This window comes from Nibrella viscosa (assembly GCF_039541875.1).
GTDB lineage: Bacteria > Bacteroidota > Bacteroidia > Cytophagales > Spirosomataceae > Nibrella > Nibrella viscosa.
In genome coordinates this window covers 47958-63328 of record NZ_BAABHB010000018.1, presented here as the reverse complement: position 1 = coordinate 63328, position 15371 = coordinate 47958, and the positions used below count along the sequence as shown (strand labels likewise).

Sequence of the window (15371 nt, the reverse complement as noted above, 5' to 3'; positions counted from 1 at the left end):
TTCTTTTCGACTAAACCAATGACAAAGTTTGATGAACTAAAGGAGCGATTCCCTAACTTAATTCCTGTTCAGGAGCTGAGATCGAACGTATCGATCATTGAATTAGCCGTTCATTATGGCTATGAACCGCAGGTCCAAAAAGGCCGCAACCGGCCGGTACTGGTCCATGCTGGCTATGACGACACCATTATCATTAAGAACCCGCAGGAGCCAGCCCAGCAGGTTTACCAGCGGGCTGGTGACTTCTCCGATTCCGGTACCATCATTGATTTTATACGAAACCGATTATCAACGGTATTTTCAAGGTTTAACCACCCCAGTGAACACGAGTTTCGAAACATCACGGCGGTGCTGTATGATTATCTGAAAGTTGATCCGAACCAGGTCAGCCAAAACCGTAAAGTGACCAGCCGGCTTGGCGAACCAGTCACCAAACAGCCCTTTACCAAAGAGCAGTTCGACATCCGGCCGCTGGAGCCGGATAATTATTTAACAACCCGGCATATAGCTCCGCAAACCCTTAACCGGCCTGAGTTTGCAGGTAAGATCGTGGCGCAGATCGCTTACCTGAATCCCGAAACGGGGCATACCGAACCTTACCAATCGGTGAAGGAGAATCCGGATCGGAAGTATATCACCTTCTCGAACGTGGCTTTCCCGTATTACAACGGGCTGTCGACGGAGGTCACCGGACTGGAGCTCCGTAACCAGAGCATCAAACTGCACGCGCCTGGCAGCGACCGTTACGGCAGCGTTTTTGTGTCGAACCCTCCGCCTAAAGCGACCTACTTCCATATCATGGAAAGCGCCATCGATGTGCTGTCCCACCAGCAATTACGCTGCATCCGGGGTGATAACGAGTTTGATTCGGTGTACTTCTCAACCGGTGGCCAGCTCACCGGCCAGCAGGTTAACACCATTACCCGGTATATCGGCTCCTTTGAGAAAACCGATAACTGGCAGATCCGATTAGGCTTTGATAACGATGCCAAGGGACACCGGTTTGATCTTCAGTTTGTCCAGCAGCTTACGGCTACCCGCTTTCCGATGACACCAACGGTTGCCACGCCCGAGCGCGTTGCGTATCTGCTTCCGGAGGAGTCAACCTACAAAACCGGCCGCGATACAATCCTGGAGCGAATCGACCTGTTTAACAAAAATGTGCAGGCTCAGTTTGTCCGCTCGGAGGGTGACTCGCTCGGACAAAAGGAGCTGAGCACTCAGCTGATCAATATCGGCCGCAGCGGCCAGCAGATTCAGATTAGCATCCCCGAGTCAGCCCAGGCCCTGTCAATGATGAGCCGACTGTTGCTGGAGGTGACCCAAATGGAGAAAAAGATTGCCGTGGACAAATCCAGCGGCAAAGACTTTAACCTGGATCTGACCAAAGCTGTCGAGAAAGGTAATAAGTTTCGCTATGCCATTCAGAACGATGCCGGCAAGGTGCTGTTGAACGGTAATTCAGCGGTTCAAATGGCCCGCTCCCTGCAGCAGGTGCGGAATGTGGCCGAAACGGAAAAGGTTACCGGCCGGCTCTTGCTCGTCGAGCGTCAGCCGTTCGGCTTTCTTAAAACGCAGGCGGAGATTAAACTAGAGCATGGGGCCTGCGTCAAGGCGGAGCAAACACCTGCTTTCAGCCAGGCGATTCAGCTTGAAAGGCAGGCCAGAAATGCACAAGAACCGGAGAGTCTTCGCCACGAGAAACAGCCCCTGAATCCGGACACCAGACCGGGTCCCGCCGGACCGGTGATCAAAAATCAGGAACCAGATCGCCAGCTTAAACGAAAACTGTAATGAAACGGGAAGCGCTAAAGTTTACGGACCTCGACCTCTTTTTATCGGTGATGGAAGAGTATGGATTAGGCAAGCTGGCTGAGGAGCTTATTTATGAGCAGGATAATCTACCGTATTGCTCAGCGTACCTGATCCCGACTGAATTGCTGCCTGTCAACTTTGACCTGAGCCAGGTTAACCGTTTTGGCGGTACCCTTACCCACGTTAAAGAGGCCATATATACCGAAAATGCGAGGTTTTACGATGACTTCATGTTTTATCCGTTCAGCCTGACGGGTTATGTAGAAGTGAATGGCGTTTCACCAATTACCTTTGCGGGTGACGCTCCAACCCTAGACCCGGAGTGCGCACCGATGAACTATGTTATAAACCTTGAAGATGGGGGTGGCCAGGAATTCTTTTTGGCCGCTGATGGAAGCATGTGTAAGCTATCGTTGCCAGGAGAGCAGCAGCCTCAGGAGTTTAAAAACTACAAACTGGCAGCGAAGAAAATGGAGCAACTGCGTGACAAGTATCCGGCTACGTGCGAACTTTATGTCCTCGAGCAGAATGAGTTCAACAACCGTCGGAAAATCCTACAAAAGCCGGATACGGAGAACACCAGCCCGGATTTGATGTAACGTTTACGTGGTACCGTCGCTAAGGGGTGGGATAACTTCCGACCCCTTTATGTAAAATAGATTTAGTATTTCGTAATTATTGTCACCTGAGTCATGGAAGCCCGTTCCGAAACCACGTTCATACCAGTTGCCGACATCGCTGCGTACTGGGGTGCTGAATGCACGTATGAGCGTTCGTCTCTGCTGGATGATCCCCAAGGAGAAGAGCAGTGGCCCGGCAGAATGGTATCGTTAATGCTACGATGCTACAGGGGTTAGCCCAAACACCCGACGTGATCCGTGACGTAAAACTTTACCTCAAGCTGCTCCCCGGACTAACCGACGAGCAGCTGTACGAATGCCTCCGGCTGGCGTTTAACCGGTCAGCCCAGGATCAGCCGCTGTTTGGTATCAGCCGGAAAGATGAGGAGAAGCTAGAGGTCAACGCCCATTATATAAACGCCCATTATATAGAGGGAGACAACAACCTCCGGCTGACACTGACGGTTTGGGACAACGGCGAACTTTCCGCTACTGGATGGCATCACTATCCGGCAACACGCTACTGGTCGCCCCGGTGGAATTCGGGTGCCGTCACTCGCTATTTGCAGCGGCAGGGTTTCTTTATTCCCGGTACACTTGATACACACTATGTTCGCCTGATAAATCAATGAGTAACGATCTGTCCGCCGAAGCGGAATTGATTGTTCCGCTGAACGACACAGCATCCTTTCTGACTGAACAACCCCGCTCGTAGAAAGGCGGGGTTTTCCTTTATACAAACTGTCCTGCTTCTTACTCCTCAAAGGAACCGATCTCCTTCTATCAATTCGAGCACGTTGGCATTGCTATTTTTTGGAAAGGGGATAAAAGGGTAACACCCCAAAAACAGCTTCTTTTTTTGCCCTGTTTTTACGTTTTTTTCGGTATTTATTTTTGGTTTTTATGTAAAAAAGGAATATATTAATACTGTTAATCAAGCATTTGAGCCCGATGACGCTGGAAAAAGAAGTACCCTTTGACTTTGAGTACGCCTACACTCCCGGCGAACCAGCCGACTACGATTATCCCGGTTACGGGCCAGAGGTAGAGATTACCAAAGTGCGACTGAACGGCGTTGAGCTTCCCGCCAACGCTATCTCACAGGAGATGTATGATGAGATGATTGAACAGGTCTTAGAGTCCTACCGCTAGCCAGTTGCCCGATGGCCCGGCGGGCATAGACTGGGCCGCTTTTTATTCCCGGCTTCGGCCGACCGATTTCAAACTTTTTACTCTTTATGGCAAAGTCCAACACATCCGGAGAAGCAACAAGTGCAAACACCCTGAAGCCGTACCAGAAAATTCATGAGGTAACCGGCCAGATTGTCAGCAAGTACAAGTACCTCGAAGGGCATCCCCGGCAGTACCGCTTCGATGCCAAGGAAGGCGTGTTCAACATCAACGGCACCGAGAAGCTGGGCCGCTCGCTCACCTTCCAACCCATTGCCTGGCGTATCTTCACGGACAACATTCTGAACATGGGGGTGAAGAACTGGGCCGAACTGTTCTTCATTGACGGAAAGGGAGCCGTATCGGCGGTGCTGTTTCACGGCTTTTCGGTGGACAACATTTTTCGGCTGATTGAACCCCTGTTCTATGACGATCTGACGCTGGCCGATGTGGTCATTACCGCCGTAGCTGAGAAGAAGGAGAACACCAAAGTTCAGCCGAAGGGCGTGTATTACATTGCCACGTTCAGCTATAAAATGGCGGATGTGGAGACGACCAGCGAGCTAAAGCAGTTCGCGCAGGAAACGCCTATTTACCGGCAGGAAACCCTGAGCGATATTGCCAACATCACCACCGCCCATAATTATTACCATCCCTACGCCAACGGGGAAGGGTTGCCCGAGCCGCCTGCCGCTTTACCGGAAGGGCCGGTAGCGGATGAATAAGCTCCCAATGAGAGAAGCCAGCCCAAGTGGGCTGGCTTCTGCTTAGTAAATTAAAAGCATTTGAGGCTGTATATACCACTATCTCGATAGCCACTAAAATAATGAACTCAGTGTGAAAGGGGATAAACGAAGAGATAATAGACAGCAGTAGACAGCCCACGCCTAAAAAAGTCACAACTTTTTACATTATTTTAAACACTTTTACTAGGTTTTTTTGTAAAATAATCGTACCTTTCTATTGTTAATCAAGGCGGTGGAAGGTATGGAAGGCACGGTTTATCTGATTCACTTGGAAACCCCGATTGCGGGTCACGCTCAGCACTACATCGGCTGGGCCGCTAATGTGGAAGCCCGTTTGTACTACCACCGCAAGAAGAAGGGAGCCAAGATGCTGGCTCATGCCGTAGGGTTGGGGATTGCCTTTTCCATTGTGCGCGAATGGGCAGGAGGCAAAGACCTTGAACGCAAGCTGAAGAATCGCAAGAAGGCCCGTTTACTCTGTCCGGTTTGCCGTCGGAACGCCGAAGCGTAAAATGCATCAGTGCCTAGTACCCCGATTGGCCCGGCGGGTAAAAGTCCGGGACACGCCAGTCCGGGCTGTTATTTTTCTCTCAAACTGCTAACTCCGATGAGGCTTATCAAGATTGACCCGACTACGCAGACCATTGAACACGTTGAAACCAGCGCGTCCCTGATTGACCTGTACCAGATTATTGATTGCCGCTGCATTGACTTCTGCGCCCGACAGGATAACGGCGATGCCTTGATTGTGGATGATGAAGCCCTATACGCCGAGCCGCAACTACCTGCCTTCTCCTATGGCAGCTACGGGCAGCCCATTCACGGTGTAGCCATACTGGCCGGATCGGATGACGAGGGCGAAACCATTGAGCCGCACACGACACTTGAGCAGGTACGTGACCAGGTGCGCTGGCTGGGCAACATTCACACACAACCATTCTTTACCATCCTTTCCTTCTAATCATCCGGCAGGCCAGCTATTCGCTGGCCTGCCTTACCCTTCTCTGATTATGGATTACCGCAGCTTACCCCGATATGCCAACTCCGATCTGACCGAATATCGCAATCAGCTTTTTTCGACTAAAACAGAGAAGCCCAATCAAGCGGCACAGGTATTCGGCACCTTGTTTCACGCGCTACTGCTGGAAGGCAGAGAGCCGCAGGCCATTCCGCAGGCTATCCGAAAGCAATTGTACGCCATGCGGGATGCGGTACGTCAAAACCGCTTTGCCAGCAAGGTGCTGGAAGCAGGGCAGGTTGAACAGGCTTGGCTCTGGGACGATCCGCAAACGGGCTTGCCCTGCAAATGCCAAACCGACATTTGGGTAGAGGCTACCGAACTGATTGTCGATGTAAAGACCACCAGCGCCCGTACTTACGGAGAGTTCCTAAACACATGTGACTTGTACGCCTACGACCGGCAGGCAGCCTTTTATCTCGACGGTCTGCCAAAAGCCAGCCGGTTTGTGCTGCTGGGAGTTCAGAAGAAAGCGCCTTACGAGGTATTCTATTTTGAGGTATCGGCTCACCGTGACTGCATCGCAGGGGGCCGTAAAAAGTATCAGACCCTGCTCAGAGGCATTCAACGCAGTGGTTTTATTCCTTCCTCCTGGAAGGTCCAACTAGTTTCTTAATTTGTACCATTTAACTGATTTAGGACATGGAAGCACCCGAATTTACCCTTGAAAAAACAGCCTTTTCCATCAAAGGCATCTCCCGCAGTCTGGGCGACAATCATCTTTATGTTGATGGGAAGGAGCTAACGAATTTGGCCGACAGTCAGGTCATCCGGAATCATAGTCCGGATGGCCCGGCTTGGGGCTACGGTGGGAGCGGTCCCGCGCAGGCCGCTCTGATGATTTGCCTGCACATCTTCGGCAACAAGCACGTGGCCCAGGCATTATATCAAGATTTCAAGCAGGCCTTTGTGGCCAGGTGGGGTAAAAACGGAGAATCTTTCGAAGCTGAAATCGACATCGCTGATTTTCTGATTGAACACCGGGACCGCCTGAAACAGGCGTTGCAGCAACAGCAATGGGACGAGGAGGATGCCCAGTGGATGAATATGGAGGATAGCGACTAACCAAACCCCAATCGCCATGTATTTCGCCAAAATCACCAATTACCATCACCCTAAAAACAAGCTTCAGGATTACCTGCAAAAGCAACTTAAAGCACTGGAATGTGTCACGGTCGAGAATCCGGAGGAAATTAAGAAGCATCTTGAAACAACGGTTCACCGGGCTAACGGCAAGTTTCCGCGCTGTCGGCCGCTGCAAGCCTACTACCATACTACTTATTCCCAGGGGGATTTGACCTGCGGTATTTCAGAATTGATTCAGTTCAGCCTTTACGCGCAGCGCGGAGTATTCGACCCGTCAACCACATCGAGCGCAGCGGTGCCGGGTGAGGCAGCACAAGCCGAACTTTTCGGCTGAGCCATGAAGAAAACGAAGCATAGCTGGATAGTTAGCAACCACCCGCTTTGTGATAACCCATACCCGTGACTTGCTCAATAAGTAGTACCAGCCGGTTAATAAGCCTATCCTGGTAGAAATCTAGACGCTATGAACGAGCAGCTACAAATCGAAATCCTGTTCAACTCCGTGGAGATGGAGTTGAACAGGCGCTGGGTGTTTGGTAACGTACCCGTTGTCTTTAGCCGGCGGCTGGCAAGGCACCTGCGCATTCTGGTGAAAGCCTGGTGGCATATTTACCACGAAACCTATTGTGCCCGACGGCTCCGGGACCGTCAGGTATGGCAGCGCAGCAATACCTTGCCGGCTCAAGCCCTTGACACGCCAGCGCTGGCCAGCTCACTGCGGGAAATCAACAGCCTGCTTGATATAGATGCGTTGAGGGACTTTCGTCCCCTTTCCAATGCCGAAGTGGCCAGCCTCAGTTTGCTGGCCCTGTTAACTTCCTATTACAAAAATTGACAGAAAAATGGATGCAAATTCTGTAATATTGCTCCCGGCAAATACAGACATAACGCATTGTATGGCGGACTTGGGAACTACTGACGCGCAGATAGTAGAGGCAGCACAGAAATACCTTACTCTTCAGAAAAAAGCTAATGAACTGGCATCATCAGCCTCAGACGAGTTACTATCCGGCAGTTCAGGGAGTGTCTACCTGAAGCGCATGGGCCACCGGTCGTTAACAACCGAAGATATAGAACGCATTATCAATACATTAGGCAGTGAGCAAGACCGGGAATTTCTTCAGGCGTTTCAGCGGGCGCAGGAGTCCCTGAATCTACGACTGGTAAAAACCAATTACTTGCGCCTTGTTTTGGAGCAGGCAGGTATTCCACAAGATTCGTACTACAGTCGTAGAAAGCGCCCCGATCTCTGGAAGCCTGAGCAGATGATCACTCTGATTGAGGTGCTGCAGCGGCTTCGTCTTTGACTGAACGTGGCTAAAGCCATACTTATACAGTTGTTGTAAACGGCACCACTATTTGCCAGCTTACAGAAAGCGCTACAACAGCAACACAGGGAAGCCCAGGCCGTATTTCACCGTCAGACCTGCCAGTTGCAGTGTGGCTATCGAGTTAGAAACCATTCCTGCTGTAATCCCTCAATAGAATTACTTCATATGAATAAAACCTGTATTTATATAAAGATTAGAGGATCAGCCGATTAGAAAAACAATAGAAATTATTAAAGCAACATACTTGCATAATATTATTTGGGCATTTATTCTTGTGCACCGAACCTTGTACCTAAATCCTTTATGAACACTTTTTACCTTCTAGAATTTGGGCCTACCAGGCCTATTTTACTCAGTTTACAGAATTCAACGGCCGGTTATTACTGCGGCTCGAAACGGTGTTCTTACCGCCCCATACAAGTCCTCTAAATCCAGTAAACCAGATAGCCACCCTAACGGGCCGCCTTTCGTCCTAAACTTGGGGTGATCGACGCGGAAGCTTTGTTCTGAGCTGCCCTGGCTTGGCATGTGCTTTTGATAAACAATTCTAAATTCAATAGTACTATAGATACATTCGACATTTGGCGGTGTTAGTAGCTTATCTGTAAGCTCAACTAACCCCAGTGCGTACCCAATTGCTACACCGTAACAGCTATACCTTATGAATTGTAAACCTTTATCGTACTCATTTTCTCTTGCCTTACTCTTTGTCTTGTCCACTTCAGCCCGCTTTGCCCCCAAACATACCATGCCGATGAATGAGTATGAAGGTTGCTGCGGGGCCCAACCGGTTGAATTTACTCGAGCTAAAAAGCAGATATATGTCCCAAATGCCTTTACGCCCAACGGGGATGGCGTTAATGACTACTTCAGGCCCTATGTCAACGACGAGGTAGGCACTGTCTGGGGGTTTACCATCCTAAGCGCTACTGGTGACACCGTCCTGTTCATGCGTCCTCGTTTCGATGGGTCAGACTCGACTAAACTGTCTTATTATGCCTGGAACGGGCTACGAAAAGATGGCACACGTTATAAAGGCCTGTTTAAATACCGCATGAGAGTCGATGATAAAATGGCCAATAAGGATATAATCGAAGGTACCGCCTGCGCCATCGTGTGTGGACCCGAGGCCAATTACTTTCAATCGAAACAGGGGTGTTTCTTTCCTGCTCAGGCGGGAGAGAATGAAAAAAAAGGCAAACTCGAAAGCGCGAGAAAAAACAGGGAAACCAATTGCTTTAAATAATCACCCCACTCGATTCGCTGTATTATCCACCGTACATCCATAGCTTTTCCATGTTTATCCCTTCCCTTGGGCCACATATCCGCACGGTTGGCCAGGTCATTCGTACCCGTTTTCAACTCCCAATCTCCATTCTCTATTGGATATTGTTGCTGGTAACCTTACTACAAGGCCTGAGCGCGTTGGCTCAGGATGTCAGCTATACGCCCGTTTACGACAATGGCAATTTTAACGCGCAAACCATCAACGTCGCGTTGCCGGTGGGTAGTACTGCCGGCTCGGCTGGTGTATCGCCGTCTGGTGGTTCGTCGTATACCATTCCAATTACGGTGCCGCCGGGCACCAATGGGGTAGCTCCGTCCATCGCCCTCAGCTACAACTCTCAATCAGGCGATGGAATAGCCGGGGTGGGATGGGGCTTGTCAGGGCTGTCGTTCATTACCCGAGTACCTCGTACTATGTATTACGATGGCGAGACCAATGCCGTAGAGATGAACAATAATGATCGGTTCGTACTTGACGGCATGCGGTTGATTCTCAAATCCGGCAGCAACGGCGGTAACGGAACTACTTACGGAACCGAAAGCGAAAATTTCTCGACCATCACGTCTTTCGGCTCGCAGGGTAACGGCCCCGAATGGTTTCAGGTGACCACCAAAGAAGGGGTTATCATGGAATTTGGCCACACGTCCGACTCGCGTCATTCAGGCCAATTTGCCACCGTTCTTACCTGGGGTATCAGCAAAATCCGGTATCCGGATGGCAATTACATCGACTTTGTCTACCGGTCAGATGTTGGCTTCAATCTGCTTATCGACCAGATTAATTATACGGGCAACAGCAATACCGGCCAGGCACCCTATAATCAGGTCAAGTTCTATTATAAAACGCGTCAGGACATCAATCTGGCCTTTCAGGCGGATACTAAGATCGAATCCCGCTATCTGCTGGACCGAATTACCACGCAGGCCGAAGGGCAGGCGGTCAAATCATACCAGCTTACATATGGTACCGACCCCTCGTACGATGGTGGACAGAACTTTGGCTCCTACCTGAAAACGCTTACCGAAGCGGGCAGCGACGGCTCCTCACTCAACGCCACGCACTTTAAATATGGGGACGCCCCAGCCAACTTCACCCGGGTTCAAACACCGGATCTGTTTGGATACAATATTTCACCGCTGACGGGAGACCTCAACGGTGACGGTATGACCGATATTCTGACGCCAGATCATGAGGTTTATCAAGCCTATCCTAATGCGCCCCCCATTTTCTTTAGCACCAAGTTCACTGTCTTTGTGCGGGCACTCGACACCACTGAACCAGAAGATTACGGCATAGGAGCTGTTCAGAACCTGCCGGCCGGATCAAGCCTGATCGGGAAACGCAACGTTCCCAATGCCTACAGCTTTACGGCCTATGATTTCACCGGTGATGGAGTCGATGATGTACTAATGAGTAACATCAACCGGAGTGACTGGACTGTCAACTACTTACGTATATACAATAGCGTTCCTAATCAGAACTGGCAAAGCAACGGCCAGCCAAAGATCAGCTTTACTACGCAGGATATTACCCCTTATCCTGGCTTTACTCGGGTACACCCGTCGGGAAACTTCATGTTTCCGGGAGATTTTAACGGTGACGGTACTCAGGACATTGTCAGCATGCTGGGCAATCCGGCCGGCACCAGCTATTACGCCCATATCTATTATAGCCAGACCACTTCGGGTTTTCTCACCCTGGGCACCTCGGGTACGCTTCATTTCCCCCTTAGCGAGTGGGCTGGCGTTGATAATGTACTGGTGCTGGATTTCAACGGCGACGGTAAAAGCGATCTGATGCTGATCAAAAACAACGAGTGTGAAATCATCACCTTCGATCAGTATACGGCTCGTCAGATTTACTATACGTCCAGCAGCGCCTACCTCAACAAAAATGGCCTGTTTTACGTAGGCGATTTCAACGGCGATCAGAAAACCGACCTGCTGGTCAAGAATTCAACGACGAATCAATGGCAGGTACTCATATCGACCGGCAAGGTGTATCTAGAAACAGGATTCACCTTTGCCCGTACACCGAATACCGACCCCTATACTGGCGATCAACTGGCTGTATCAGACTTCAACGGCGACGGTAAATCCGATGTCTACCACGCCTGGCAGGTTAGTTACGGGCAGGCCGAACACGATGTCTATTACAGCAAAGGCTACGATTATCATGGAGGAACCGGTCTAAGAGTGCTGCGCGTCCGCCAATCGATGACAGCTAACCTGGGTGCTCCACCGCCAATGGTTGGCGATGCCAACGGCGACGGCCGCTCCGACATTATTAACTACAAAGACATTTATACCCCCATGGACATTTTTTACTTCCGGCGGGAGGGCACCGAAACCCTGCTCCAAAAAGTAAAGAATGGGCTCAACCATGAGCAGCGTTTTACCTACAAGAAACTTACCGACGGTGGCTCGTTCTATACGCAGGGCAGCCTGACAGGGTATCCGCTGCTGACCATGCAGCTTCCGATGTACCTGGTTTGGGAACAACGGGCTCAGAATGGTATTGGTGGCGAGTCGGTCATACAATACGGCTATGCCGGTATGCGTCTGCACCGGGCGGGAAAAGGGTTGCTGGGTTTTACGAAGGTGACAGCTTCCGACCTGACGATGGGTATTCGCACCGAATCCACGGCCGAATTCAATCCCACGTTCTTTGCCCCGGCTTTGTACCAGACCAGCACGTACCTAATGGCAACAGGGCAGCGGCTCAGCCAGACGACCCTGGCAAATCAGTGGATCGATTTAGGTAACCGGCGCTTCTGGCAGCGCGTAAACGGCAGCACGCAGAATCAGGACCTGGAAGGCCGCACGGTAACCAGCTCCCTCAGCTACGACAGCTACGGCAATGTTACGCAAAGCGTAGAGAACAACAATAACGTGGTGACTACCACAACCGACACCCAGTATGGACAGTATGGTACTCCGGTGCCTGCTCATCCGACTCAGGTCACCACAACGCGCAGCCGCTCCGGACAACTTTCCTATAGTATAACGACCACGTACAACTATAATGGCATTGGGCAGGTAACGTCAAAAACGGAGTTTGCTGGTCTGCCTAAATATATAACTACTTCTTATGGGTACAACAGTCTGGGCAATGTGTCTCAGACCACCATTAGTCCGGCTGGATTGGCAAGCCGCTCCTCTAGCGTTGGCTACGACGGAAAAGGGCGCTATCCGACCAGCACTACCAACGAGTTGGGCCAGACCGCTACGGCCACTTACGATAGCCGCTGGGGCAAACCCCTCTTCGAAACCAGTATCGCTGGTCTGACAACCAGCTATGAATACGATGCGTTTGGCCGAGCCAAAACAACGAACTTTCCCGAAGGATACAGTGTGCAGCAATCCTACGGCTGGGATTTCTCGGAAGGGGCCGTTTACTACACCTATTTGCAACATCCGGGCAGACCTGATGTAAAGACCTGGTATGATGGGCTGGGGCGCGAAATCCGCAAACAGACCGAAGGTATGAACGGTCAGTGGATTACCCAGAAACAGACTTACGACAGCCGGGAGAATGTCGTTTCGTCTACACAGCCATACCTGCCCGGCGAAAATGAACTAACCACCTCCTCCTCGTACGACGAATACAATCGCCTAGCAAATAGCGGGAACGGTGTTTACGGAACCACCACGCTAAATTATGCCTATAACAACGGAAACCTGACCGTTACCACCACCAATCCGGCAGGGCAGCAATCGTCCAAAACTACCGATGCGAGTGGCGAGGTAATTACGGCTAACGACAACGGCGGTTCGTTAAGCTATTCGTACTACAGCCACGGAGGCCTGAAAGAGGTAAAAAAAGATGGTACCGTTATCGCGTCTCACGAATACGATGCCTACGGGCGGCAAACCAAACTCATCGATGCCAATGCGGGTACTACCAGCTACGACTACGATGCGTTGGGGCAACTCGTTTCCCAAACCAATGCCAATGCACAAACCCACACCATGCAATACGATATGGTGGGGCGGAATACCTCACGCAGTGGACCCGAAGGCACTACGGTTACCGAGTATTACGGCTCGCAGGGAAGTTCTACGAATCAGGTCCGGAAAATTACGGGTTTTGCGGGGAATACGACCGAATACACCTACGACGATAAAGGACGAATTCAAACCTTTAAACAAACCGTTGATGGTACGGTCTATACAACTACCCTTAGCTATAATACCTATGGCGATGTAATATCTCGAAATTACTCGACGGGCTTTGGCACCAATCATTACTACGACGGAAACGGCTACCTGACTTCCATCAAAAACAGTAGCAATACCGTTACGCTCTACAATACCGGTAGCCTGAATGGCTTGGGCCAAGTGAAAACCTTCAGCCTGGGCAACGGCAAAAACTCGCAGATTGATTACTACTACGGAACGCCTACCCGTTATTATACACAGGACGTTCAGGATCTGAATCTGAACTGGAACTATCAGACCGGTAACCTCAACTACCGGCAGGATAGTCGGAAAGGGAAAAAAGAGAATTTCGGCTACGATAACCTGAATCGACTCACCAGCTTTCAGGTCGAGGGCCAGAGTGCCATTTCGATGGGGTATGCCTCCTCGGGTAATATTAATACCAAAACTGACGCCGGTACCTATTCCTATCTGGGCAGCAAGCCCAATGCGGTGGAGTATGTCAGCAATGATCAGGGCGTAATATCCGGCCAACAACAGCAGATTAGCTATACGGCCTTTATGCAGCCGCAGGTACTAACGGAGAACGGCTATGAGCTGACTTACACCTATGATGCTGACTACGAGCGCTACAAAGGAGTACTAAAGCAGAATAACAATGTACTCTGGACCCGCTACTATTTAGGCGATGTGGAGCGACATAACGATAAATATCTGCATTACATCAGTAGTCCAGCAGGTCTGGTGGCTATTGTAGTGCGGGAGAACGGCAACGATAGTTACTACTATACCTACACCGATCACCTTGGGTCAATCCTGACGGTGAGCAACAGCAGCGGGGCTTTGGTAGCCGAGCAGAACTTCGACCCCTGGGGCCGCCGACGGAACGCCAACGACTGGACGTACAACAACGTTAGCAGCGCGCCGGATTGGTTATACCGGGGCTATACGGGTCACGAGATGCTCGACCCCTTCGTGCTCATCAACATGAATGGGCGCATTTACGACCCGGTATTAGGCAGAGTGCTCAGCCCCGACAACATCGTAGCCGACCCCTTTGATACCCAAGCGTTTAACCGCTATGCGTATGCGTTTAACAATCCCATGGTGTATAACGATCCCGACGGCAACTGCCCTGTGTGTATAGGGGTAGCGGTAGGGATAGGGGCGCTGGTGGGTTATCTTTCGGGTAAAGCTCATGGAGCTACAGGCTGGGGGTTAGTTGGCTATACGTTAGGAGGAGCCACCATTGCTGCTTTTTCGGCTGGTATAGGTCAGGCGGTATTGGGGGCTTTCTCGGTGAGCGCTTCGTCTGGCATGTTTGCCAGTGCGATTCCGGCCTATGCGGCATCGGGGGCGGCCGCCGGTTTAGTAAGCGGTGCCGGTTTTGCGGCCCTTAGTGGGGGCAATGTCTGGCAGGGAGCCTGGAAAGGGGCTGTCATGGGTGGTCTGACAGGAATGCTGACAGGGCTTATTAAATATAATTCGTTTCTTAACGCCTTAGAAGACCCTTATACCATGTTTGCCCAGCCTCGGCCGCCTTTGAATGGAGGAACGCTTCAGGAGGTAATCGTGCGGGCACCCCGGTTAGTAGATGCAGCCAGTCAAGTGCGGCAGAGCTTTTTGGGTGTAGCGGATGTTTTAGATGCCATGCGGTATGTTATGCCGCCGGTGCTGGCCTCTGGGGCAGTAACACCTGTTTACTGGGAAACTAATTTTATTCCAATACTTCCTAAAGGAATAACTTCTATACCCAACCTTGGCGCTGGCAGTATAAGAGGAGGGGTGGCTAGTGGAGGACTTTCAAATGCACAACTTGTTTCTCGTTCCGCAACAAAGGCAGAAGCTGCAATTGGAGGAACTGGAAGATTTGCTGGAACTGCTAAACATGCTTATGCAAACAACTTACTGAGTCGCTATCAAAGGCTTTATGGAAACCGAGGATTGGATGTAAATTACTATTTCAATAATGGGGTAGGAAACCGTGGCTTTCTTGATGTTGTTGATCATGGGAGTAGAACTATATTTGATTACAAGTTCGGTAATGCTGTCATGGGTTCAAGTCAATACCTGAAATATTCAAGAAATTTTCCTGGGTATTCAATACAAATAATTAGACCGTAACAACGGCTGATAA

General features: G+C 50.6%; 14 protein-coding genes. All 14 read left to right on the top strand.

The features are described from left to right. Positions 1-18 precede the first annotated feature (18 nt). The 14 genes from ABD931_RS26925 (at position 19) to ABD931_RS26860 (ending at position 15358) form a co-directional block, all read left to right on the top strand. The gene (locus ABD931_RS26925; RefSeq protein ID WP_345271139.1) at positions 19-1794 is read left to right on the top strand and encodes a toprim domain-containing protein; all 1776 of its coding nucleotides are present in this window, start codon (positions 19-21) and stop codon (positions 1792-1794) included. Beyond that, the gene (locus ABD931_RS26920; RefSeq protein ID WP_345271138.1) at positions 1794-2414 is read left to right on the top strand and encodes a hypothetical protein; all 621 of its coding nucleotides are present in this window, start codon (positions 1794-1796) and stop codon (positions 2412-2414) included. Before ABD931_RS26925 ends, ABD931_RS26920 begins: the two co-directional genes overlap by 1 nt. Positions 2415-2656: 242 nt before the next feature. Beyond that, the gene (locus ABD931_RS26915; RefSeq protein ID WP_345271137.1) at positions 2657-3067 is read left to right on the top strand and encodes a hypothetical protein; all 411 of its coding nucleotides are present in this window, start codon (positions 2657-2659) and stop codon (positions 3065-3067) included. A 319-nt stretch (positions 3068-3386) separates the two neighbouring features. Continuing rightward, positions 3387-3587 carry a hypothetical protein gene (locus ABD931_RS26910; RefSeq protein ID WP_345271182.1) on the top strand — a complete coding sequence of 67 codons (201 nt, stop codon included), beginning with the start codon at positions 3387-3389 and terminating at the stop codon, positions 3585-3587. Between the two features lie 86 nt (positions 3588-3673). Beyond that, positions 3674-4330 (top strand): hypothetical protein, encoded by a 657-nt coding sequence (locus tag ABD931_RS26905; RefSeq protein WP_345271136.1) that lies wholly within the window; start codon positions 3674-3676, stop codon positions 4328-4330. A gap of 262 nt (positions 4331-4592) precedes the next feature. Beyond that, positions 4593-4862, top strand: coding sequence for an endonuclease (locus ABD931_RS26900; RefSeq protein ID WP_345271135.1), 270 nt, complete (start codon positions 4593-4595; stop codon positions 4860-4862). 96 nt (positions 4863-4958) lie between these two features. Further along, complete coding sequence (locus ABD931_RS26895; protein WP_345271134.1) at positions 4959-5312, top strand: DUF3846 domain-containing protein; 354 nt, start codon at positions 4959-4961, stop codon at positions 5310-5312. Positions 5313-5361: 49 nt separating this feature from the next. Continuing rightward, on the top strand, positions 5362-5985 hold the full coding sequence (locus tag ABD931_RS26890; protein ID WP_345271133.1) for a PD-(D/E)XK nuclease-like domain-containing protein: 624 nt from the start codon (positions 5362-5364) through the stop codon (positions 5983-5985). A gap of 26 nt (positions 5986-6011) precedes the next feature. Beyond that, a complete protein-coding gene (locus tag ABD931_RS26885; RefSeq protein WP_345271132.1) occupies positions 6012-6434 on the top strand; it encodes a DUF6166 domain-containing protein in 423 nt (140 codons plus the stop codon). 16 nt (positions 6435-6450) lie between these two features. Beyond that, on the top strand, positions 6451-6789 hold the full coding sequence (locus tag ABD931_RS26880) for a hypothetical protein (protein ID WP_345271131.1): 339 nt from the start codon (positions 6451-6453) through the stop codon (positions 6787-6789). Between the two features lie 129 nt (positions 6790-6918). Beyond that, entirely contained in the window at positions 6919-7290 is a 372-nt protein-coding gene (locus ABD931_RS26875; RefSeq protein ID WP_345271130.1) for a hypothetical protein, read from the top strand. A 61-nt stretch (positions 7291-7351) separates the two neighbouring features. Next, entirely contained in the window at positions 7352-7762 is a 411-nt protein-coding gene (locus tag ABD931_RS26870; protein WP_345271129.1) for a hypothetical protein, read from the top strand. Positions 7763-8447: 685 nt separating this feature from the next. Then, the gene (locus tag ABD931_RS26865) at positions 8448-9032 is read left to right on the top strand and encodes a T9SS type B sorting domain-containing protein (protein WP_345271128.1); all 585 of its coding nucleotides are present in this window, start codon (positions 8448-8450) and stop codon (positions 9030-9032) included. A gap of 50 nt (positions 9033-9082) precedes the next feature. Further along, complete coding sequence (locus tag ABD931_RS26860; RefSeq protein ID WP_345271127.1) at positions 9083-15358, top strand: FG-GAP-like repeat-containing protein; 6276 nt, start codon at positions 9083-9085, stop codon at positions 15356-15358. The last annotated feature ends 13 nt before the right edge of the window (positions 15359-15371 follow it).

Coding starts and splice junctions, on each gene's coding strand:
- ABD931_RS26925 (WP_345271139.1), top strand. CDS start 19: ATGACAAAGTTTGATGAACTAAAGGAGCGATTCCCTAACTTAATTCCT.
- ABD931_RS26920 (WP_345271138.1), top strand. CDS start 1,794: ATGAAACGGGAAGCGCTAAAGTTTACGGACCTCGACCTCTTTTTATCG.
- ABD931_RS26915 (WP_345271137.1), top strand. CDS start 2,657: ATGCTACAGGGGTTAGCCCAAACACCCGACGTGATCCGTGACGTAAAA.
- ABD931_RS26910 (WP_345271182.1), top strand. CDS start 3,387: ATGACGCTGGAAAAAGAAGTACCCTTTGACTTTGAGTACGCCTACACT.
- ABD931_RS26905 (WP_345271136.1), top strand. CDS start 3,674: ATGGCAAAGTCCAACACATCCGGAGAAGCAACAAGTGCAAACACCCTG.
- ABD931_RS26900 (WP_345271135.1), top strand. CDS start 4,593: ATGGAAGGCACGGTTTATCTGATTCACTTGGAAACCCCGATTGCGGGT.
- ABD931_RS26895 (WP_345271134.1), top strand. CDS start 4,959: ATGAGGCTTATCAAGATTGACCCGACTACGCAGACCATTGAACACGTT.
- ABD931_RS26890 (WP_345271133.1), top strand. CDS start 5,362: ATGGATTACCGCAGCTTACCCCGATATGCCAACTCCGATCTGACCGAA.
- ABD931_RS26885 (WP_345271132.1), top strand. CDS start 6,012: ATGGAAGCACCCGAATTTACCCTTGAAAAAACAGCCTTTTCCATCAAA.
- ABD931_RS26880 (WP_345271131.1), top strand. CDS start 6,451: ATGTATTTCGCCAAAATCACCAATTACCATCACCCTAAAAACAAGCTT.
- ABD931_RS26875 (WP_345271130.1), top strand. CDS start 6,919: ATGAACGAGCAGCTACAAATCGAAATCCTGTTCAACTCCGTGGAGATG.
- ABD931_RS26870 (WP_345271129.1), top strand. CDS start 7,352: ATGGCGGACTTGGGAACTACTGACGCGCAGATAGTAGAGGCAGCACAG.
- ABD931_RS26865 (WP_345271128.1), top strand. CDS start 8,448: ATGAATTGTAAACCTTTATCGTACTCATTTTCTCTTGCCTTACTCTTT.
- ABD931_RS26860 (WP_345271127.1), top strand. CDS start 9,083: ATGTTTATCCCTTCCCTTGGGCCACATATCCGCACGGTTGGCCAGGTC.